Annotated in this window: 18 protein-coding genes; 12 read left to right on the forward strand and 6 right to left on the reverse strand. The window is 68.2% G+C overall.

Annotated features, from left to right (window positions below; translation table 11 throughout):
* Positions 1 to 282: 282 nt before the first annotated feature.
* The 3 genes from ACVWZ8_RS01480 to ACVWZ8_RS01490 all read left to right on the forward strand — a co-directional run bounded on the left by ACVWZ8_RS01480 (position 283) and on the right by ACVWZ8_RS01490 (position 3,767).
* The gene (locus tag ACVWZ8_RS01480) at positions 283 to 987 is read left to right on the forward strand and encodes a Maf family protein (RefSeq protein WP_426976624.1); all 705 of its coding nucleotides are present in this window, start codon (positions 283 to 285) and stop codon (positions 985 to 987) included.
* Positions 988 to 1,189: 202 nt separating this feature from the next.
* Positions 1,190 to 2,971 (forward strand): acetyl/propionyl/methylcrotonyl-CoA carboxylase subunit alpha, encoded by a 1,782-nt coding sequence (locus tag ACVWZ8_RS01485; RefSeq protein WP_456505890.1) that lies wholly within the window; start codon positions 1,190 to 1,192, stop codon positions 2,969 to 2,971.
* Between the two features lie 64 nt (positions 2,972 to 3,035).
* Positions 3,036 to 3,767 carry a glutamine amidotransferase gene (locus ACVWZ8_RS01490; RefSeq protein WP_456503561.1) on the forward strand — a complete coding sequence of 244 codons (732 nt, stop codon included), beginning with the start codon at positions 3,036 to 3,038 and terminating at the stop codon, positions 3,765 to 3,767.
* Positions 3,768 to 3,867: 100 nt separating this feature from the next.
* On the opposite strand, the gene ACVWZ8_RS01495 is transcribed toward ACVWZ8_RS01490, so the two are convergent.
* A complete protein-coding gene (locus tag ACVWZ8_RS01495; protein ID WP_456503562.1) occupies positions 3,868 to 5,280 on the reverse strand; it encodes an MFS transporter in 1,413 nt (470 codons plus the stop codon).
* 302 nt (positions 5,281 to 5,582) lie between these two features.
* On the opposite strand from ACVWZ8_RS01495, the gene ACVWZ8_RS01500 reads away from it, so the two are divergent.
* From ACVWZ8_RS01500 to ACVWZ8_RS01515, 4 genes are all read left to right on the forward strand, one after another.
* Positions 5,583 to 7,007 carry an MFS transporter gene (locus ACVWZ8_RS01500; protein WP_456503563.1) on the forward strand — a complete coding sequence of 475 codons (1,425 nt, stop codon included), beginning with the start codon at positions 5,583 to 5,585 and terminating at the stop codon, positions 7,005 to 7,007.
* Between the two features lies 1 nt (position 7,008).
* Positions 7,009 to 9,237, forward strand: a complete 2,229-nt coding sequence (locus ACVWZ8_RS01505) for a molybdopterin oxidoreductase family protein (protein WP_456503564.1) — start codon at positions 7,009 to 7,011, stop codon at positions 9,235 to 9,237.
* Positions 9,234 to 10,790: an FAD-dependent oxidoreductase gene (locus tag ACVWZ8_RS01510; protein WP_456503565.1), complete on the forward strand. Its 1,557-nt coding sequence runs from the start codon at positions 9,234 to 9,236 to the stop codon at positions 10,788 to 10,790. Before ACVWZ8_RS01505 ends, ACVWZ8_RS01510 begins: the two co-directional genes overlap by 4 nt.
* Positions 10,791 to 10,985: 195 nt before the next feature.
* On the forward strand, positions 10,986 to 11,678 hold the full coding sequence (locus ACVWZ8_RS01515; RefSeq protein WP_456503566.1) for a hypothetical protein: 693 nt from the start codon (positions 10,986 to 10,988) through the stop codon (positions 11,676 to 11,678).
* An 11-nt stretch (positions 11,679 to 11,689) separates the two neighbouring features.
* Here the strand turns inward: ACVWZ8_RS01515 and ACVWZ8_RS01520 are convergent, their stop codons facing one another.
* Complete coding sequence (locus ACVWZ8_RS01520) at positions 11,690 to 11,869, reverse strand: hypothetical protein (protein WP_426976616.1); 180 nt, start codon at positions 11,867 to 11,869, stop codon at positions 11,690 to 11,692.
* A 93-nt stretch (positions 11,870 to 11,962) separates the two neighbouring features.
* Between ACVWZ8_RS01520 and ACVWZ8_RS01525 the strand changes: the two genes are divergently transcribed.
* Complete coding sequence (locus tag ACVWZ8_RS01525; protein WP_456503567.1) at positions 11,963 to 12,109, forward strand: hypothetical protein; 147 nt, start codon at positions 11,963 to 11,965, stop codon at positions 12,107 to 12,109.
* 154 nt (positions 12,110 to 12,263) lie between these two features.
* On the opposite strand, the gene ACVWZ8_RS01530 is transcribed toward ACVWZ8_RS01525, so the two are convergent.
* Positions 12,264 to 13,679 (reverse strand): NAD(P)H-quinone dehydrogenase, encoded by a 1,416-nt coding sequence (locus tag ACVWZ8_RS01530; RefSeq protein ID WP_456503568.1) that lies wholly within the window; start codon positions 13,677 to 13,679, stop codon positions 12,264 to 12,266.
* A 104-nt stretch (positions 13,680 to 13,783) separates the two neighbouring features.
* On the opposite strand from ACVWZ8_RS01530, the gene ACVWZ8_RS01535 reads away from it, so the two are divergent.
* Positions 13,784 to 14,602: a purine-nucleoside phosphorylase gene (locus ACVWZ8_RS01535; RefSeq protein ID WP_456503569.1), complete on the forward strand. Its 819-nt coding sequence runs from the start codon at positions 13,784 to 13,786 to the stop codon at positions 14,600 to 14,602.
* 85 nt (positions 14,603 to 14,687) lie between these two features.
* On the opposite strand, the gene ACVWZ8_RS01540 is transcribed toward ACVWZ8_RS01535, so the two are convergent.
* A complete protein-coding gene (locus ACVWZ8_RS01540; protein WP_456503570.1) occupies positions 14,688 to 15,584 on the reverse strand; it encodes a helix-turn-helix transcriptional regulator in 897 nt (298 codons plus the stop codon).
* A 134-nt stretch (positions 15,585 to 15,718) separates the two neighbouring features.
* Here ACVWZ8_RS01540 and ACVWZ8_RS01545 point away from each other — a divergent pair, with 134 nt between their 5' ends.
* A complete protein-coding gene (locus ACVWZ8_RS01545) occupies positions 15,719 to 16,984 on the forward strand; it encodes an MFS transporter (RefSeq protein WP_456503571.1) in 1,266 nt (421 codons plus the stop codon).
* Between the two features lie 171 nt (positions 16,985 to 17,155).
* Positions 17,156 to 17,422 carry a GlsB/YeaQ/YmgE family stress response membrane protein gene (locus tag ACVWZ8_RS01550; RefSeq protein WP_456503572.1) on the forward strand — a complete coding sequence of 89 codons (267 nt, stop codon included), beginning with the start codon at positions 17,156 to 17,158 and terminating at the stop codon, positions 17,420 to 17,422.
* 106 nt (positions 17,423 to 17,528) lie between these two features.
* On the opposite strand, the gene ACVWZ8_RS01555 is transcribed toward ACVWZ8_RS01550, so the two are convergent.
* On the reverse strand, positions 17,529 to 18,014 hold the full coding sequence (locus ACVWZ8_RS01555; RefSeq protein WP_456503573.1) for an RrF2 family transcriptional regulator: 486 nt from the start codon (positions 18,012 to 18,014) through the stop codon (positions 17,529 to 17,531).
* Positions 18,015 to 18,143: 129 nt separating this feature from the next.
* Between ACVWZ8_RS01555 and ACVWZ8_RS01560 the strand changes: the two genes are divergently transcribed.
* Positions 18,144 to 19,886, forward strand: coding sequence for a phospho-sugar mutase (locus tag ACVWZ8_RS01560; RefSeq protein ID WP_426976610.1), 1,743 nt, complete (start codon positions 18,144 to 18,146; stop codon positions 19,884 to 19,886).
* A 30-nt stretch (positions 19,887 to 19,916) separates the two neighbouring features.
* Here the strand turns inward: ACVWZ8_RS01560 and nirD are convergent, their stop codons facing one another.
* On the reverse strand, positions 19,917 to 20,309 hold the full coding sequence (gene nirD / locus ACVWZ8_RS01565; RefSeq protein WP_426976609.1) for a nitrite reductase small subunit NirD: 393 nt from the start codon (positions 20,307 to 20,309) through the stop codon (positions 19,917 to 19,919).
* Positions 20,310 to 20,503 lie beyond the last annotated feature (194 nt).

The following is a 20,503-nucleotide window of genomic DNA, read 5'->3' on the forward strand; positions in this document are numbered from 1 at the left end:
GGGTCCGACAAAATAAGCCTTCGCCCAAAGCAGGCCCACGCCCGGGTCAAAGTGCCTAGCTGGCCGGTGTACCTTCCGCAGCCGGCACCGCCGTTGCTGTCAAGGTTGCAGGGCCGGACGGTCGCGAGCAGGCGGGCGACATCCGCAACCGTCGCACCGCTTCCAGCGCCGCGCCCAGCGCCGCGTGCGCCCCGAACCACTTCGGGCTCCCGGTTGCCGCCCATGAGCCAACTGTCCTAGTGACCTACGACAATATAGCCACAAGGGAATTAGGCTGGAGCGGTGACCCGCCTCATTCTTGCCTCCCAGTCCCCCGCCCGCACCAAGCTGCTCAGCTACGCCGGCATCCGGCACGAGATCCTCGTCTCCGATGTGGACGAGGACGCCGTCCAGGCCCGCTACGGCGTGACCGACCCGCACGACACCGCCCTCCTGCTGGCCCGCGCCAAGGCCGAGGCCGTGGCATCGCTGCCGGAGGCGGAGGGCGCCCTGGTGCTCGGCTGCGATTCGGTCTTCGAGTTCGACGGCGAGGCGCACGGCAAGCCGTACACGGCCGAGGTCGCCAGGGAACGGATGCTCCGGATGAGCGGCAGCATGGGCGTGCTGCACACCGGCCACTGGCTCGTGGACTGCCGAGACATGGACGGCGACACCGACGGCGAAGGGGCATACGACGACGGCGGCGTCACCGCACGCGGCACCGGCGCGACGATCGGTTCCGTGACCTCCGCCGAGGTGCACTTCATGGAGATGAGCGCAGAGGAAATCGATGCCTACATCGCCACCGGCGAGCCGCTGCAGTGCGCCGGATCCTTCACGATCGACGGCTACGGCGGGGCCTTCATCCGCAAGGTCGACGGCGACCCGCACACCGTCGTCGGGCTCTCCATTTCCACCCTCCGCGGGCTGCTGGGCCAGGCGAAGGTGGGCATCACCGAACTCTGGACCGAAGGGGCGGTGGACCCTGCTGAGGTGCGGGCTGAGTGAGTCAATTCGCTGCTCCTTGTAGCAATCCTACAAAGGATGGGCCGTTTACGCGCGGAATCCGCAAGTAATATCGGCCGAACCCACAAAACCGCGCTAGGCTCCCTGAAGGAAAGAAGGAGACGCCTTGTCAGTAAATTCGGAGCAGTCCGCAAAACCCGTGCAGCGATCATCCCGGGAAGGCAACGCCGCCGGCACCCATCCGATGAGCAAAGTGCTGATTGCCAACCGCGGCGAAATCGCCGTGCGCATCATCCGCGCCGCACGCGATGAAGGCCTCGCCTCCGTGGCGGTCTACGCGGACCCGGACCGGGACGCCCTGCACGTGCGCCTCGCGGACGAGGCCTACGCCCTGGGCGGCAACACCGCCGCCGAGTCCTACCTCGTGATGGACAAGCTGATCGAGGTGGCCCACCGCTCCGGCGCCGACGCCATCCACCCCGGCTACGGCTTCCTGGCCGAAAACGCCGAGTTCGCCGCCAAGGTGATCGCCGCCGGCATCACCTGGATCGGCCCCTCCCCCGAGGCCATCTCCGCCCTCGGCGACAAGGTCCAGGCCCGCCACATCGCGGAAAAGGTCGGCGCCCCGCAGGTCCCCGGCACGGCCGACCCGGTCGAATCCGCCGAGGAAATCCTCGAGTTCGTGGACAAGTTCGGCCTCCCGGTCGCAATCAAAGCAGCCTTCGGCGGCGGCGGACGCGGCATCAAGGTGGCCCGCACCCGCGAGGAAATCCCCGAACTGTTCGAATCTGCAGTGCGCGAGGCCGTCGCCGCATTCGGCCGCGGCGAGTGCTTCATCGAGCGCTTCCTGGACGCCCCGCGCCACGTCGAGACCCAGTGCCTCGCCGACGCCCACGGCAACGTCGTGGTGATCTCCACCCGCGACTGTTCGCTGCAGCGCCGCAACCAGAAACTCGTCGAAGAAGCCCCGGCACCCTTCCTCACCGAAGAGCAGAACCGACTGCTCTACGAATCCTCCAAGGCCATCCTCAAGGAAGCCGGCTACCTCGGCGCCGGCACCTGTGAGTTCCTCGTGGGCCAGGACGGCACCATCTCCTTCCTCGAGGTCAACACCCGGCTCCAGGTGGAGCACTGTGTCTCCGAGGAAGTCACCGGAATCGACCTCGTCCGCGAGCAGTTCCGGCTGGCCCGCGGCGAGGAGCTCGGCTACGGGGATCCCGAGGTCCGCGGTCACTCCATCGAATTCCGCATCACCGGCGAGGACCCGGGGCGGAACTTCATGCCCGCACCCGGCACCATCACGCGCCTGTTGAACCCCACCGGCCCCGGCGTCCGGATCGACTCCGGCGTGGAGCAGGGCGATGTCATCAGCGGCAACTTCGACTCGATGCTCACCAAGCTCATCGTCACCGGCGCCACGCGCCCGCAGGCCCTCCAGCGCGCCCGCCGCGCCCTCGAGGAGATGGTGGTCGATGGCATCCCCACCGTCATCCCGTTTGACCTCGCCGTCGTCAGCAACCCGGACTTCGCCCCCGCCGAGGGACCGTTCAAAGTCCACACCCGCTGGATCGAGACGGCTTTCGTCAACGACATCCCCGCCTGGACGCCCACCGGCACCGACGCTGAAGCGCCCGACGCCGGCGAACGGCAGCGCGTCGTCGTCGAGGTCGGCGGCAAGCGCCTGGAGGTCGTGCTCCCGGCGTCGCTGGGCTCCGTTACTTCCGGTAGCGGGGGCGGCGGCAAGCCGGCGAAGGCCAAGAAGCGTTCCCGCAGCGGCGGTGCCCCGGTCGCGGCCAGCGGCAACGCCCTGACCTCCCCCATGCAGGGCACCATCGTGAAGGTGGCCGTCGCCGAGGGCGACGCGGTTGCCGAAGGCGATCTCGTCGTCGTGCTCGAGGCCATGAAGATGGAACAGCCGCTGACCGCGCACCGGGCCGGAATCGTGATGGGGCTGGCAGCAGCCGCCGGCGAGACCGTCTCCGCGGGCGCCGTAATAGCCCTGATCGAGGACGCCGCCGCCGAATAGCCGCCGCTGCCGGGCACGGGCGCGCCTCTGGCGCCACCATGCCCGGCGCAGGCAGACTTGGTCCGTGAAGCCATTCCTGCTCCTCGCCTCGCGTGCCGAGGACAAAGCCGCCGAGGACGAATACCGCGCCTACCTGCGCTATACCGGGCTCGAACCCGCGCAGCTGCACCGGATCCGGATGGAGGCGGCTCCGCTGCCGGAGCTGGATCTCTCGGCGTATTCGGGAGTGATCGTGGGCGGAAGCCCTTTCACCTCCAGCGACCCGCCCGAGCAAAAAAGTGCCGCCCAGCACCGGGTGGAGCGGGAGCTTGCCGCGCTCCTGGACGGGATCGTGGCCGAGGATTTTCCCTTCCTTGGCGCCTGCTACGGGGTGGGCACGCTGGGCCTGCACCAGGGTGCCGTGATCGACCGGACCTACGGCGAAGGGCTCGGGGGCGTGACCATCAAGCTGACGGAAGAAGGGCTGCTGGACCCCCTGCTGAAGGGCCTGCCGGAGAACTTCACGGCCTTCACCGGCCACAAGGAAGCCTGCAGCGTTCTCCCCTCCCACGCGGTGCTCCTGGCCAGTTCCGCCCCCTGCCCGGTGCACATGTTCCGGATCAAAACCAACCTCTACGCCACCCAGTTCCACCCCGAGCTCGACGCGGAAGGGCTGGTCACCAGGATCGACATCTACCGCCACGCCGGCTACTTCCCGCCGGAATCAGCCGAAACGCTGATGGAGGATGCCCGGCAGTTCACGGCGACGGAACCGATGAAGATCCTCCGGAACTTCGTGGAGCTGTACGCCAGCTGACGGGTCCGGGCTGAGCCCCGCCTGAAGAAGCCCGGCGCGAAAAAGCCCGGCGTGTTCAGTGAACACGCCGGGCTTTTTCCTCAGGAACGAGGAACGAGCGTCAGGCCACGTTGTTCTCGTAGTCCAGGTCGCGGGTTTCCTTGCTCAGGAACAGTGCCACCAGGGTCAGGACCGACATGGCGGTGAGGTAGACACCGACCAGCACGGGGCTGCCCTTCGCCATTTCCCAGAGCCAGACGGCGATGAACGGGGCCACCGCTGCGCCCAGGATGCTGGAGAAGTTGTAGCTGATGGCGGAGCCGGTGTACCGGACGTTCGTGGGGAACAGCTCCGGCAGCAGCGCGCCCATCGGCCCGAACGTCAGGCCCATCAGGGAGAAGCCGAGGATCAGCAGGGCCATGGTGCCGATGAAGCCGCCGCTGAAAAGCGGGACGAACAGCAGCCCGAAGGCGAAGATGCCGGCGGTGACGGCGATCAGCATCTTGCGGCGGCCGAACTTTTCGGCCAGCGGGCCGGAGATCAGGGTGAAGATGCCGAAGAAGACGACGCCGGCAATCAGCATCCAGAGGAAGTCGTTGCGGGTGAAGCCCAGGCCGGGCACGAAGGCGGCCGCGGCGGCCTCGGTCATCGGCTTGCCGGCCTTCTCTGCGGCTGCCTTGGCGGCGCCCAGGCTGGAGGCGCGGGTGCCGTAGGTTAGCGTGAACGTGGTCATCAGGTAGAAGAGCACGTACGTGGCGAGCATGATGAACGTGCCCAGGATGAGCTGGCGCCAGCTGGTCTTGAAAACCCTGGCCAGCGGCAGCTTGGCGACCACTTTGGATTCCAGCACCTTGGTGAAGGCGGGCGTTTCGATGAGTTTGAGGCGGACGTAGAGGCCGATGATGACCATGACGGCACTGATCAGGAACGGCACACGCCAGCCCCAGGCTTCGAACGCCGCCGGAGTCAGGGTGTAGCTGAAGACCAGGAAGATCACGTTGGCAATGATGAAGCCGATCGGGGCACCCAGCTGTGGGAACGTGCCGTAGATGGCGCGCTTGTTGGCCGGGGCGTTCTCGGTGGCCAGCAGGGCCGCCCCGCTCCATTCGCCGCCGAGGGCCAGGCCCTGGGCGAAGCGCAGGACGACCAGTAGTGCCGGGGCCCAGAAGGTCCAGCCCGGGACGAGCGCCGTGGGCAGGCAGCCGATGAGGAAGGTGGCAATACCCATGGTCAGCAGTGACGCCACCAGGGTGCCCTTGCGTCCGAACTTGTCACCGAAGTGGCCGAAGACAATTGAGCCGAGCGGGCGGGCGACGAACGCGACGCCGAACACGGCAAAGGAGCTCAGCAGCTGGGTGGTCTCGTTCTGGCCCGGGAAGAACAGCTTCGGGAAAACGAGTACCGCGGCTGTGGCGTAGACGTAGAAGTCGTAAAACTCCACGGTGGTGCCGATCAGGCTGGCGACGATCACGCGGCCGCGCGAGTTCACCGGTTTGGCGGACCCAAGCTCCGTGGAAGTGGCAGTGGATGGCATGTAGTAGCACTTTCATCAAGACCGGACGGAGTTGCTGCAGGGCGCGGGGCCCCGGGCCGTTCGGCTAAGGGATTGGTATATGTCTGATAATAGTTCCCGCCGTCCACTGACTGGACAAACGTTCCACTATTTGGACATTCATATTTGTCTCACGTGGTGGTCATCACACTATGCCCCACGGCTTCCCTCACGCTGCAACCAACGCGCCGATAGGCAAACGTCACAGCACGTTAACAAACGGCGACGGTCCCGGAAACGCGGCTTCTCTACCGTGGAAGGACAACACCCCCAAGGAGGTCCCCGTGACTGCTGAACGCACCGCAAACGCCCAAACCGGCGTTTCCCCCGATATCCACGCCGGCACCACCCTCGGTGGGCCCGCCCTTGAGTACCGTCCCGGCCGCTGGATCGCCAACTGGGATGCCGAGAACAAAGATCAGTGGGAAACCCTGGGCCGCCCCATTGCCCGGCGCAACCTGAACTGGTCCATCTTCGCCGAGTTCCTGGGCTTCGTGGTCTGGCAGCTGTGGTCAATCGTCGTGGTGCAGCTGCCCGCGGCCGGTTTCACCTTCACCACCTCGGAAGTCTTCTGGCTGATCTCCATGCCCAGCCTGGTGGGCGCCACGCTCCGGATCCCGTACACGTTTATGGTCCCCCGCTTCGGCGGCCGCAACTGGACCATCGTGTCCGCCCTGCTGCTGCTGATCCCCTCGACCGGGCTGGCCCTCTGCGTCTCCAACCCGGAGACCCCGTTCGGCACCATGCTCTTCGTGGCGGCCCTCGCCGGCTTCGGCGGCGGCAACTTCGCCAGCTCGATGGCCAACATCACCTTCTTCTACCCGGCCCGCGAAAAGGGCTGGGCGCTGGGACTGAACGCCGCCGGCGGCAACCTCGGTGCCGCCGTCGCACAGCTTGCCGTTCCGATTGCCATCACCCTCCTGGCCGCCGGCACCGTCAACCTGCCCATGGCCGGCCTCATGTGGGTCCCGCTGATCCTGCTCGCCGCGTTCGGCGCCTGGAAGTACATGGACAACCTCACCAGCGCCAAGGGCGACGTCGCGGGCTCGCTCGCCGCGCTCAAGGAACCGCACCTGTGGATCATGGCGCTGCTGTACATCGGCACCTTCGGCTCCTTCATCGGCTTCGCCGGCGTCTTCCCCAAGCTCATCAAGGACTACTTCCCGGCGTTCTCATCGATCGGCGTCGGCACCGTGGCACTCTCGCTGGCATTCCTGGGCCCGCTGGTCGGCTCGCTGGCCCGACCCTACGGCGGCCGGATGGCCGACCGCATGGGCGGCGCCCGGATGACCGTCACAGCGTTCGCCGCCATGGCCGTCATCACCCTGACCATGATCTGGACCCTGCCGCTGAAGAACTTCTGGCTCTTCCTGGTCCTGTTCCTGATGCTCTTCACCGCCAGCGGCTTCGGCAACGGCGCAACGTACCGGATGATCCCGGTCATCTTCGCCACCTCCAGCCGGGCAGCAAAGTCCGGCGCCAGCACGGTGGCCACCCAGCGACTCGCGTCCTCGGCCCTTGGCCTCATCTCGGCCATCGGCGCCTACGGCGGGTTCGTCATCCCGCAGGTGCTCAATGCCTCCAACAGCGCCAGCGGCTCCTACACCCCGGCGTTCTACGGCTTCGTCGGGGCGTACGTCCTGATGCTGATCGTCTGCTGGGCCTGCTACATCCGCAACGCCAACCGAAACGCGATGGGACACGTCTAACATGACCAAAAGCGCCGACACGCACTGCCCTTACTGCGCGCTGCAGTGCGCCATGACGCTGAAGTCCCCAGCGGCTCTGACCCCGGCTACCCAGCCGGGGTCAGACCCCGTGCCGGCCGCTGACTCCCCCGTCCTCGAGGCGCCCGCTGAGGCGCCCCTCGAAGTCAGCGGACGCGATTTCCCCACCAACCGCGGCGGCCTCTGCCGCAAGGGCTGGACCTCCGCCTCGCTGCTGACCCACCCCGGCCGCGTCACCGAACCGCTGCTCAAGGACGCCGACGGCGTGCACCGCCCGGTCAGCTGGGACAAGGCCCTGGACCTCATCACCGCCGCGGTCAAGGACACCCGGGCCCGCTACGGGGCCGACGCCGTCGGCGTCTTCGGCGGCGGCGGGCTGACCAACGAGAAGGCCTACCAGTTGGGCAAGTTCGCCCGGCTGGCCCTGGGTACCTCCCGGATCGACTACAACGGCCGGTTCTGCATGTCCTCGGCCGCCGCAGCCGGGATGCGCGCCTTCGGCCTGGACCGCGGCCTGCCCTTCCCGCTGGAGGACCTCGACGCCGCCAGCACCATCCTGATGCTCGGCTCCAACGTCGCCGAGACCATGCCGCCGTTCGTGCAGCACCTGCAGGGCGCCCGCGACGCCGGCGGGCTGATCGTGGTGGACCCCCGCCGCTCGGCCACCGCTGCGTTCACGTCCGACGGCGGCGGGCTGCACCTGCAGCCGCTGCCCGGCACCGACCTCGCCCTGCTCCTCGGCCTCTCCCACGTCGTGATCCACGAAGGCCTCGCCGACTCGGGCTACATCGCCTCCCGGACTTCGGGTTACGAGGCCCTGGTCCGGAGCGTCGCCTCCTACTGGCCGGAACGCGTGCAGTCCCTGACCGGCGTCCCTGCCGGGCTGATCCGGGACACCGCCCGCAGGCTGGCCGACGGCGCCCGGCAGGGCGGCAGCTACATCCTCACCGGCCGCGGCGTGGAACAGCACGTGGACGGCACGGACACCGCCACCGCCGCCATCAACCTCGCGCTGCTGCTGGGCCTGCCCGGCTCCGCCCGCAGCGGCTACGGCACCCTCACCGGCCAAGGCAACGGCCAGGGCGGCCGCGAACACGGCCAGAAGGCCGACCAGCTCCCCGGCTACCGCAAAATCACCGATCCCGCCGCCCGCGCCCACATGGCCCGCGTCTGGGGCGTACCGGAAGCGCTCATCCCCGGACCTGGCGTTCCCGCCGTCGAACTGCTCAAATCCCTCGGCCAGCCCGACGGCGTCCGCTGCCTCTTCGTGCACGGCGCCAACGTGGCGGTCTCCGCCCCGGACGCGAACGCCGTGATCAAAGGACTGCGGAGCCTGGACTTCCTGGTGGTCTGCGATTTCTTCATCTCCGAGACCGCTGCCGAAGCGGACCTCATCCTGCCGGTCACCCAGTGGGCCGAGGAGGAGGGCACCCTGACCAACCTCGAGGGCCGCGTGCTCCGCCGCCGCCGCGCCCTCGCTCCCCCGCCTGGGGTGCGCACGGAGCTGTGGATCATGACCCGGCTGGCCGAAGCTCTGGACGCGCCGTCAATGTTCAGCGAGGATCCGGAGACCGTTTTCGAGGAGCTCCGGCTCGCGTCCGAAGGCGGCCTGGCCGACTACTCCGGGATCGATTACGCCATGCTGGACCGCGGCGAGGCCGCCTACTGGCCCTACCCGTCCGGAAGCACCGGCACGCCGCGGCTGTTCCTGGACTCCTTTGCCCACGCGGACGGCCGGGCGGTGTTCACGGCGGTGACACCCCGCCGTCGTACGCCTTCCGCCGCGGACGCAGCATCAGCCGCAGACCGGGCCGGAACGGCGATGACCCTGATCACCGGCCGGCTGATGGAGCACTACCAGTCCGGCGCGCAGACCCGGCGGGTCGCCGCCCTCGCCGCCGCCCAGCCGGAAGCAAGGCTGCAGATCCATCCTGCGGCCGCCGCCGCGCAGGGCATCGCCGACGGCGACTTCGTCTCGATTTCCAACGGACGCGGCGAGGTCAGCTGCCGCGCCGAACTGAGCACGGACATCCGGCCGGAGACGGTGTTCCTGCCGTTCCATTTCCCGGAGCTGGAGAGCGCCAACCGTCTCACCGAGGCCGCCACGGACCCGATTTCCGGGATGCCCGAGTTCAAAACCAGCAAGGTGTGGGTCCGGCCGGGCGCTGCCAATCTCGGCGTCGATGTACTGCAGAAAGAGGGTGCCTCATGACTGAGCGGATTGTTGTTGTGGGCTTCGGGCCGGTGGCCGCGCGGCTGGTTGATGAGTTGCTGCCGGCGGTGCGCAGCGGACTGGCGCACCTGACGGTGATCGGCGAGGAGGCGGAGGCCGCGTACAACCGCGTGCTCGTGGCGGACCTCGGGGTCGGCCGGACCACGGCCTCCGCCCTGGCCCTGTCCGACGCCGCCACACTGATTGCCGACGGCGTCGACGTCCGGCTCGGCGTGCGCGTCCGCCGGGTGGACCGTGCCCGGCAGCAGCTGAAACTGAGCGACGGCACCTCCGCCGGCTACGACCGGCTGGTCTTCGCCACGGGGTCCCGCCCCGTGATCCCCAACCTCACCGGGCTGAACCCGGATCCGGCCGCCCCCGTGCTGCCTGCCGGCGTGACTGCCCTCCGCGACCTGCGCGACGCCTCGGTGCTGCAGGCCGCGGTGGCGGGCGGCAAGCGCGTGGTGGTCCTGGGCGGCGGCGTGCTCGGCCTGGAGACAGCCCTGGCCGCGGCCGAGGAAGGTGCCACGGTCACCGTGGTGCACAACGGACCGCATCCGCTGGGCCGCAACATCGACCGCGGCGGCGGCGCCGTCCTCGCGGCGAGCCTGCGGAACTGCGGCGTGCGGGTGGCCGGCAACGCACGGTCCGTCGGGGTGGAACACAACGCGCCCGACGGCGGATTCTCGGCGCTGCTGCTCGATGACGGCTCCGCGATCGACGGCGACCTGCTGGTGCTCTCCTGCGGTGTCCGGCCCCGGACCGAACTGGCGGAAGGCTGCGGACTTTCGACGGCGGCAGGCATCCTGGTGGACCACAAGCTCCGTGCCCACCACGAACCCCACATCTTTGCGATCGGCGACTGCGCCGAGGTCCGCTGCCCCGATCCGGAGTGCGTCGAGTGCCGGACCGCGCGTGGTCCGTCCGGGCTGGTAGGTCCGGGGTGGCGCCAGGCGGAATGGCTCGCGGAGTACCTGGTGCTGCTGGCTTCCGGAGCTCCGGACTCTGGGGCTCTGCCGGTGCTGGCGCCGGAGCTGCCGGGCGTCATTGTGCTCAAGGCGCGCGGGATGAACATGGCCGTGGCCGGAGATGTTTCGGCAGACCCGTGGGATGAGGACGTTTTGACCGCCGGAGCAGTGAACGGGCGGGCCCGCCTGCAGATCGCCCAGTGGGCCGACCCCGAGCACGGCCGCTACGTCAAGATGACAACGCGGGCGGGCGTCCTTGAGGGCCTTGTGTCCGTGGGCATGCCCCGCACCGCGGCCGAGCTTGTGCAGCTCTTTGAACGCGGCGCGGAGCTGCCGGCGGACCGGTCCTTGTTGCTGCGCCTGGACGGTCCGGACCAGGCGTCTGCTGCGGGTGACGCGGATCCGGAGCGGACCGTGTGCCGGTGCGCGGGGGTGAGCGGGACGAAGATCGCTGCAGCCGTTGGTGACGGGTGCGGGACTGTGGCTGAGGTGTCAGGCGCGACGCGGGCGGGCACCGGCTGCGGCGGGTGCCATGACGACATCAAGGGGATCATCGAGAAGCACTTCGAGGGGGCGGTGGCGTAGGGGCTGGGGTGTCCTCAACTTGGGCAGGCCCGAGTTCAGGGCGATCAGCGCGCATCATTACGTGTCCCGAGACCAAATAGCGGTTTCCGCACACCATGTTCCGACGGGTTCCATCCAGCGCCAGCCCAGAATCGGCCCTACACGTTCGCGTCACAGGAATCGGGCAGGGAGCGGTTGCCCGGTAGCATCGGGGCCATGAGCGCCGACGAGGACGACATCACCGAAGAACTGCTGGCTGACGCCGAGAAGCTGACCGGGCTGAGCCTGGAGCTCCTGGGGCTCGACCCGCATCCCGATGACATGACAGCTGAGCAGCGGCTCCAGTTCGACCCGGAAGACCTGGAGGAGATGGCCGCCGTCACGCCGGAGGATCGTGAGAAGTTAGTGCGCCAGACGCGCCTGCTGGCAGGCCTGCTGTGGAACTCGTCGAGCATCCTCATCGACCAGCTTTTCCGTGACCTTGGCACGCTGAGCCAGCTGGAAGCCGCCACGCCCACCGAGATCGCCGGAACCTCCGTCCTGTCGTCGCTGCCGCCGCAGTTCGCCGCCAGCTACGACGCAAAGTTCACCCAGAAGTTCATCGTGGTCGCAGCCGACGTCACCGCATCGCTGGTCCGCGGCTGGACCGCCCCCGGCTGCCTCGCCGCCGAACTCGCCATCCGTTGCCTGCTCGACCAGGCCGAAATCACCGAGGACATCTACGAACTGGACCTTCCGGAAGACTGGCGGGCCGACGTCGAAGAAGTCCTGCTGGAGGACGCGGACAGTGAGGCCCTGTACTCGGACAGGCTCGATGATCTCGAAGATGACGCCAGCGAACTGGACTTCGAGCACTGGTTCAAACCCTTCGCCCCCGGCGACACCGTTCCGCCGTACGCCTATTCCTGACCCGGGGCGGCTCAGGGCCCCCTGGCGAGGTGCGTGGCGGGGTCGAAGGGCTCGAACAAGGACGAGCCGATCATGAAGATGCCGCGCTGCGGGATCCAGAAGTCACCGAGCCTGTCCTGGACGGACAGCGCTGAAGTCTGACCCAGGCTGTGCCCCTGCAGGTGCGCCTTGCTCTCGCGGACAAACCACATCCGCCGGGGCCGCGCCCCAAGCTTTGGCCGTTGGGCACCCGGCCCGTCAGCCCGATGTGCCCCGCCCCCAGCGCGGGGCCGGCGACAGCCCCCATGGCGCGCAGGAATGTCCGGCTGCGCCACAGCGGCTCCGGAACCGCGCCGGACACCGCGGACATCAGCCGGCTCACCGGCGTCGCGGCCAGCGTCAGGTCCCAGTTCAGGTCCACGCCGTCTCAGACCTCCACGCTGAAGGAGTAATCGTCACGCCACCGGATGGAGATCCCGACCGTTGATGCCGATCCGAGGGCGCTGCGGAAGTACCGGGGGCAGGAGGACCCGGGGTCGGTGGTGCTGTGCATTGTCCAGACGCCGCAGGGTGCGGGGACTCTGCTTGGGCGGGCCCGCCCGGAGACTACATGTGGACGTGCAGGCGCCTCGCGGCTTCGGAAATGGAACCGCTCAGGGACGGGTACACGGTGAAGGTGCTGGCGACGTCGTCGACGTGCAGTTTCTGGGTCACCGCGAGGGAGATCGCGAAGATCAGCTCGGAGGCGTTCGGTCCCACCACGACGCCGCCGATCACGGTGCCGGAACCCTTCCGGGCGAAAATCTTGACGAAGCCGTCCTTGTGGTTGCGCATCTTGGCGCGGGCGTTGCTTTTCAGCGAAAGCTTGACGACGTCGCCCTGGTACTTGCCGGACTCGATCTCTGCCTCGGAGACGCCCACGTTGGCGATCTCCGGCGAGGTGAAGATGTTCGAGGCCACCTGGTGCAGCTTGAGCGGCATGACGCTGTCGCCCAGGAAGTGGGCAATCGCGATCCGGCCCTGCATGGCAGCCACGGAGGCCAGGGCCAGGACGCCGGTGCAGTCACCCGCGGCGTAGATGTTCGGCGCGGTGGTGCGGGAGACGCCGTCGACCTTGATGTGGCCGCTCTCGGTAATCGCCACGCCGGCCTCCTCGAGGCCGATCCCGTCCGTGTTGGGGATGGAGCCGACGCAGACAAGGCAGTGGCTGCCGGTCACCGTGGAGCCGTCGCCGAGGGTGACAACGACGCCGTCCTCGGTGCGTTCGACGGACTCGGCGCGGGAACGGGAGAGGACCTTGAGGCCGCGGCGCTCGAAGACGCCTTCCAGGACCTCGGCGGCGTCCGTGTCCGAACCCGGGAGCACGCGGTCTCGGCTGGAAATCAGCGTGACCTTGGAACCCAGGCCGTTGTAGGCGGAGGCGAACTCGGCGCCGGTGACACCGGAACCCACCACGATCAGGTCCTCGGGCAGCTCGTCCAGGTTGTAGATCTGGGCCCAGTTCAGGATCCGGACGCCGTCCGGCCGCGCCGTGGGGAGTTCGCGCGGGTGGGCGCCGACGGCCAGCAGGATCGCGTCGGCCTCGACGGTTTCGGTGCCGTCGACGGTGAGGACCTCGATGGTGTGGCTGTCCAGCATTTTGCCGGAGCCGATCAGGATGCGGACGCCCTGGTGCTCCAGGCCGGCCCGGATGTCGTCGGACTGCTTCCGCGCGAGGCCCAGGAGGCGGTCATTGATGTGTTTGAGGTCGGCCCGCATCACCGGAGCGAAATCACCGCCGTCGACGTCGAACTTGACGCCCAGCTCGCCGGCCTCGCCCACGCGGGTCATCAGGTCCGCCGTCGCAATCAGCGTCTTGGACGGTACGACGTCGGTCAGCACCGCGGAGCCGCCGAGCCCCGCACGTTCGATGATGGTGACCTTCGCCCCCAGTGACGCGGCGACCATGGCGGCTTCGTAGCCACCCGGCCCCCCGCCGAGGATTGCGATGCGGGGTGAGCTGAAATCGGGATGCGTAGTCACAATCATCCATTGTCCCCCATCCGCCCCGGCCCACCAAGAAACGGGCCCGCACCATGCCGCACGCGGTGCTGGGCAGCACGGCACCGGCACGATAACTTGTACCGGTGAGTACAACAGAATTCCTGAACACTGATCCCTTCGACGCCGCCCGCGCCGCCGCCGACTACATCGCCGAAGAGACGGGCGTCGAGGCCCACGACGTGGCCCTTGTGCTCGGTTCGGGCTGGGGCGATGCCGCCGAACTGATCGGCGAGACCACCGCTACCCTGTCCGCGGCGGAGGTCCCGGGGTTCTCCTCGCCGTCGGTGGTGGGCCACACGGGCACCATCCGCTCGGTGCTGACCAGGGAGGGCAAGCGGGCCTTGGTCCTGGGCGCGCGAACCCACTACTACGAGGGCAAGGGCGTCCGCGCCGTGGTCCACGGTGTGCGCACCGCCGCGGCGGCCGGCTGCAAGACCCTGGTCCTGACCAACGGCTGCGGCGGCCTGAACGAGGACTGGACGCCCGGCACGCCCGTGCTGATCAGCGACCACATCAACCTCACCGCCACGTCCCCGCTTGAAGGCGCCACCTTCGTGGACCTGACGGACCTGTACTCCTCGCGCATCCGCGCCCTGGCCCGCGAAGTCGACGCCTCGCTGGACGAGGGCGTCTACGCGCAGTTCACCGGACCGCACTACGAGACCCCGGCCGAGGTGCAGTACGCCAAGCGGATCGGCGCCAGCCTCGTGGGCATGTCCACGGCGCTTGAGGCCATCGCCGGCCGGCACGCCGGCTTGGAGGTGTTCGGCATTTCACTCGTGACCAACCTCGCCGCCGGCATCAGCCCGGTTCCGCTCAGCCACGGGGAAGTCCTCGAAGCCGGTCAGGCCGCGGGCCCGCGCATCTCCCGGCTGCTCGCGGAGATCATCGCCAAGCTCTAGAAACCCACATCGTGCGCGGGCTTGCGAGTGGCGCGTCCCGCGCGGCGCCATGAGGGTTCGGGCCGACTCGCCGTTACGGCCAGGGTCAGCGGTCGGTGGATTCCCTTGCCGGAGACAAGGGTATCGAGGTTCCGTATTCACTGGCGGCCCATGAGGCGAGCAGGCGCATCGCCTGTTCGGAACCGGAGCCGGGCTCTGCGGTGTAGATGGTGAGTGTCAGGCCGGGTTCGGCGGCCATTTCCAAGCCCTCGAAGGCCAGCGTGAGTTCGCCGACGACCGGATGGTGGAACGTCTTGAAGCCGGTGCCGTGATGACGGACGTTGTGCGCGCCCCACCGGCGCCGGAACTCCTCGCAGCGGGTGCTGAGCTCTCCGATGAGGTCGTGGAGTTCCTTGTTGTGTGGGTCCCGGGAGGCTTCGGTGCGCAAGATGGCGACGGTCACCTCGGCGAATAGGTCCCAGTCGGGGTAGAAGTCGCGCGCGCGGGGATCGAGGAAGGTGTACCGGGCGATGTTCGGCGGCTGGCCCGGCATGTCGTAGACGTCCTTGTAGAACGCGCGGGCCAGAGTGTTGACGGCGAGTAGGTCCATGCGTCCGTTGCGGACGAATGCCGGGCCGGCGGTGATCGCGTCGAGCGCCCACTGCAGGCTCTGGTGAGGGACCCACGTCTTCGAGTTGCGTCGCCGCGGCGGCCTGGCCACCGGGCTTGCCGCGTGGGCGAGGTCGAACAGATGCGCGCGCTCGGCGTCATCCAGGTCCAAGGCCCTGGCCAGGCTGTCGAGGACCTCGGGTGAGGCGCCGCTGATCGCGCCGCGCTCCAACCGCGTGTAGTACTCGACGCTCACCCCTGCCAAGGTCGCAACCTCGCTGCGGCGCAGCCCCTCGACCCGTCGATTGGCGCCGGATGGGAGACCGACCTGATCCGGAGTCACCTTGGCACGACGCGAGATCAGGAACTCCCGCACCTCCGCTCGATTGTCCATACGTCCACGCTAAACGATGTCCGCATGCCGAGGTGGTCCCTGTCGGTACCTCCACCAACCGGGACTCCCAGGTCCGCGCGATGAGTGGTGTCCTTGTATGGAAGGACGAACCGATAGCGAGGAGAGGACCCATCATGCGTGGAGTCATCATGCAGGCCCCCGGTGAGGTCCGCGTCGCCGACGGGGCGGCGGACGCCCCGATGGGTCGCATAGCCGTTCCGGGTTCTGCGGACTCGCCGGTTCCAGGCGACCGCCTGCCCTTGGCCGCTCTCCTGGTCATGGCGCTCATGGGATTCATCCTCATCGCCACCGAAACCATGCCCGCTGGCCTGTTGCCGCAAATCGCCGCCGGCCTGAGCACCAGCGAGGGCACCGCTGGACAGCTCGTCAGTGCCTACGCCCTGGGAACGGTCATCGCGACGATGCCCGCTGTCGCCCTGACCCGGGGCATGCGCCGAAAGCCGGTCTTCATCGTGGGAGTCCTCGGATTCCTTGTCGCTAACATCATCACGGCGTTCTCCGGCGAGATTGCGCTGTCCCTCGCGTCACGTTTCCTTGCCGGGGCCTTCTCCGGCCTGATCTGGGGAATGCTCGCCGGATATGCACGGCGCATCACCGCCCCGAAATACGCCGGCAGGGCGCTGGCGATCGCCTCGATCGGCACTCCGATCGGCCTGGCCGTCGGGACCCCACTGGGTTCATGGCTGGGAACAACGTTCGACTGGCGCTGGTCCTTCGGGACGCTGGCGGTCCTGACACTCATCACCGCCTTGCTCGCCGCGGCCCTCGTCCCCGATGCACCCGGCCAGGCGGTGGCCTCCCGCGTCCCGCTGGTGCGCATCCTCCACATTCCCGGCGTCGCGGTGATCCTCGCCGTCATCGTCACCTGGATGCTCGCGCACAACATCGTTTACACCTATATCTCCGCCTACCTCCGCTCCGGCAACCTCCGGCTCTCCGTCGACGTCGCGCTGGTGACCTTTGGCGTCGCAGCCCTGATCGGTATCGGCATCACCGGCGCCGTCATTGACCGCGCCCTCCGGCCACTGGTCCTTGGCAGCATCACACTGTTCATCGCCGCCGGTGTGGTCTTCATCATCGGCCACGAGTCAATCGTCGCGGTCCTTGTCGCGATCGTCCTCTGGGGACTGGCTTTCGGGGGCGCAGCAGCTCAACTGCAAACGGCCATCAGCATGGCAAGCGGCGAGAACGCCGACGTCGCGAACTCCATGCTCGGCGTCGCCTTCAACGTCGCCATCTTCGCCGCCGGCGTGATCGGCGCCGTCGTCATCGGCAACTTTGACGGCATCGCCCTTCCGGTCGTCATGAGCGGGCTTGCCCTGACGGCGCTGACGGTCGCATTTGTTGGGCGCCGCACGGCATTCCCCACGAAACCGTAGTCCTGCAGGCAATGGCCCCAGCCGCGCCCCCAACACCACAGCCCATCCCATTGACGCATGAGCGACCTTCGTCGGCCCTTGGGTGCCGGGTATTGCATGCCACTAAGCATGCTGATTAAATCGTGGTTACGGCCGCATTCCACGACCGGTCTACCGAAAGGAAGTACAGTCATGGGAATTCTCGCATTTCTCATCCTCGGGCTTATCGCAGGAGCCATCGCCAAGGCGGTCCTTCCCGGCCGGCAGGGAGGCGGCTGGGTGGTCACACTCGTTCTGGGTGTCGTGGGAGCAATCCTCGGCGGCTGGATCGGCTCGCTGATCTTCGGTGGAGGCCTCGGTGACTTCTTCGATCTTCGGACCTGGCTCCTCTCCATCCTCGGTGCCGTCATTGTGCTCCTGATCTTTGGCGCCGTTGCCGGCCGCAGAAGCAGGGCATAGCGACCAACCCGGCCGGGGCCGGCCTTCGCACGCACTATCGACAAACTGTCCTGAAAGCGTTCCTCCACCTCCCAAGGCAGCAGCCAGGCGATCCAGATGCCAAGCTCTAGTAGGGTTCGGTGGCAAGATATTTCAGCGCCTTCTGCCTGTCGTCCGGGAACCGCCGCTCCATCGAATCGGCGATTCCGGCGATGGTCTGGCGCGCCAGGGCTTGCCGCCACACCAGCTCGGCCTGGCGCATGGTCTGCGAAATGAGGCAGGTCCGGACATGGTTCACTCCTGCGTCGGGCTCGGGGATGCTTCCCAGGATGGCTTCACAGCGGAACGCCGGCTCGGGACCCTCGAGCGCCAGGACAACGTCCAGGACCGTAATGTTTTCGGGCCTGCGTGCCAGGTGGAAACCTCCCCGGGGTCCCGAGACCGAGGTCAGGACACCGGCGCGGACCAGCGCCTGGAGCTGCTTGTTCAGGTAGGCGCCGGGAAGCTTGTAGTACTCCGCCAGCCGGGCGCTGTTGACCGCCTCCCCCGCCGGTGTCCACGCCATGTTGACGCAACTGTGCACGGCCCATTCCACCCCACGGCCCATCTTCATATTCCAGACGTTACGTGTCCGGAAAAATCGGTGTCAAGGCCATGGGGCGCCCCCGGCGTGACCGAACCGTAAGGCCAACCCGCTCGTCGGGGCGACGATTCCTCCGCGATTGCGGATAGTTTGGTACTCATGACGTCTTCTGATGCCGAACTTTCGCGACTGTTGAGCGATGCCCGCACCTGGGCTGCCCAGGACCCGGATTCGGCCACCGCCGCTGCCCTCACCGAGCTGGTCCGGCTCACGGACGACGGCGACGCCGCAGCCCGGCAGGAACTGGCGGACAGCTTCAGCGGCACCCTGCAGTTCGGCACCGCAGGGCTGCGTGCAGCCCTCGGACCGGGCCCGAACCGGATGAACCGCGCAGTCGTGCGCCGCGCCGCGGCCGGCTTCACCGCTTTCCTGGCCGACGCCGTCGCGCAGGCCGCCCCCGGCACCCGGCCGCGCGCCGTCGTCGGCTACGACGCCCGCTACAACTCAGATGTTTTCGCCGAAGAGACCGCGGCGATCCTCACTGCCGCCGGCGTCGAGACCTTCCTGATGCCGGCCGCGCTCCCGACGCCGCTGCTGGCCTACGCCGTGCGGGCCCTGGAGTGCGACGGCGGCGTGATGGTGACTGCCAGCCACAACCCGCCGCAGGACAACGGCTACAAGGTCTACCTCGGCCGGCATGCCGTCGAAGAGAGCGGCCGGGGCGCGCAGATCGTTGCGCCCTACGACGCCCTGATCGCGGCGAGGATCGACGCTGTCGGCACCCTGGACTCAGTGGTCCTGGCCACGGACGGCTGGACGGTGCTGGACCGCTCCATCGCCGCCGATTACGTGTCCGCCGTCGCAGCGCTGGCAGTTCCCGCGCGCTTCCCGGCCCGGGAGCTCAAGATTGTCCTCACGCCCATGCACGGCGTGGGCGGCGGGACGGCGGTGGCGGCGCTCAACGCGGCCGGCTTTGCCGACGTCACCCTGGTCACGGAGCAGGCGGAGCCGGACCCCGACTTCCCCACCGTGAACTTCCCGAACCCGGAGGAGCCCGGTGCGCTGGACCTGGCCCTCGAGACCGCGGCCCGCGTGGACGCCGATATTGTGATCGCCAATGACCCCGACGCCGACCGCGCCGCGGTTGCCGCGAAGGATCCGGACACGGGCGCCTGGCGCATGCTGCGCGGCGACGAGGTGGGCGCCCTGCTGGGCGCACACGTCGTGGCCCGGCTGGCGGCCGCCGGTGACTCGGCCCCCGCCGGCGTCTTCGCGAACTCGATCGTGTCCTCGCGGCTGCTGGCGCGGATCGCGGCTGCCGCGGGCTACGCCCACGAGGAAACCCTGACCGGCTTCAAGTGGATCGCGCGCGTCCCCGGACTGCTCTACGGCTACGAGGAGGCACTGGGCTACTGCGTCGCGCCGTCCCTCGCCCGGGACAAGGACGGGATTTCCGCCGCGGTGCTGATCGCGGAATTCGCCGCCGCGGCCAAGGCCGGGGGCAAGACCATCTTCGACACCCTGGACGAGCTGTACCTCGTCCACGGCCTGCACGCGAGCGACCAGCTCAGCATCCGGGTGGCGGACCTGGGCCTGCTGGACGCCATGATGAACCGGCTGCGCGTCTCGCCGCCGGAATCCTTTGGCGGCTCCGCCGTCGAAACGGTCACGGACCTGGCCGAGGGCAGCGAGCACCTCCCGCCGACCGAAGGCCTGCTGTACCTGACGAAGGACCTCAGCCGGGTCATCATCCGGCCCAGCGGGACGGAGCCGAAGCTCAAGTGCTACCTGGAGGTCATCCGCAGCGTCGGCTCCGCGGCCGAACTTCCTGCGGCACGGCTCGAGGCACGCACCGCCCTGGACGGCGTCCTCGCCGACGTCCGCGAAGCCCTGGGGCTGTAGCTCGGCCTAGAGCTCGGGCTGTAGCTCGGCCTAGAGCTCGACCTCAATGTACCCGCCCACAATCCGGGTACCGAAGGTGGCGAGACGGAGTCCCGGGGCGCCCAGGCACTCACCCGTTCCAAGGTCGTAGACCTCCTTGTGCAGCGGCGAGGCCAGGGTGGGGCGTGCCCCGCGGGACCCCGTAATGCCGCGGGCCATGACATGCGCCCCGGTGGCCGGGTCCTCCTGCGCGACGGCGAAAACCTCACCGGACACGGTGCGGATCACGGCCACCTGGCGGCCGGCAATCAGTGCTGCCTCGCCCCAGGCCGGCTCCAGATCCTCCACGGCGCACACGCGGTGCCAGCCGGCTGCGGATACAACAGCCTGCCCAGCGGCCTGATCCTCAAGGTCGTGTACTGCGCTCTCAAGTACGGCAGTCATTTTCGGCCCCTCTCTGATCCATCCCTCACGGGCTCAGCCGCTCCTGCGGCCACATACCCAAGCTAGGGCCGCGGTGTTTCAGCGGCGTGCAGCGAATGTGTCCGGCGGGTAAAAGAGAACTCACGCGGCCGGAAACGCGTTCGTGATGCAGAAGTTAAGATCACGAAACATAAGGGAAACTGAAGCGAAACTGC

The organism is Arthrobacter sp. UYCu723, assembly GCF_054059215.1.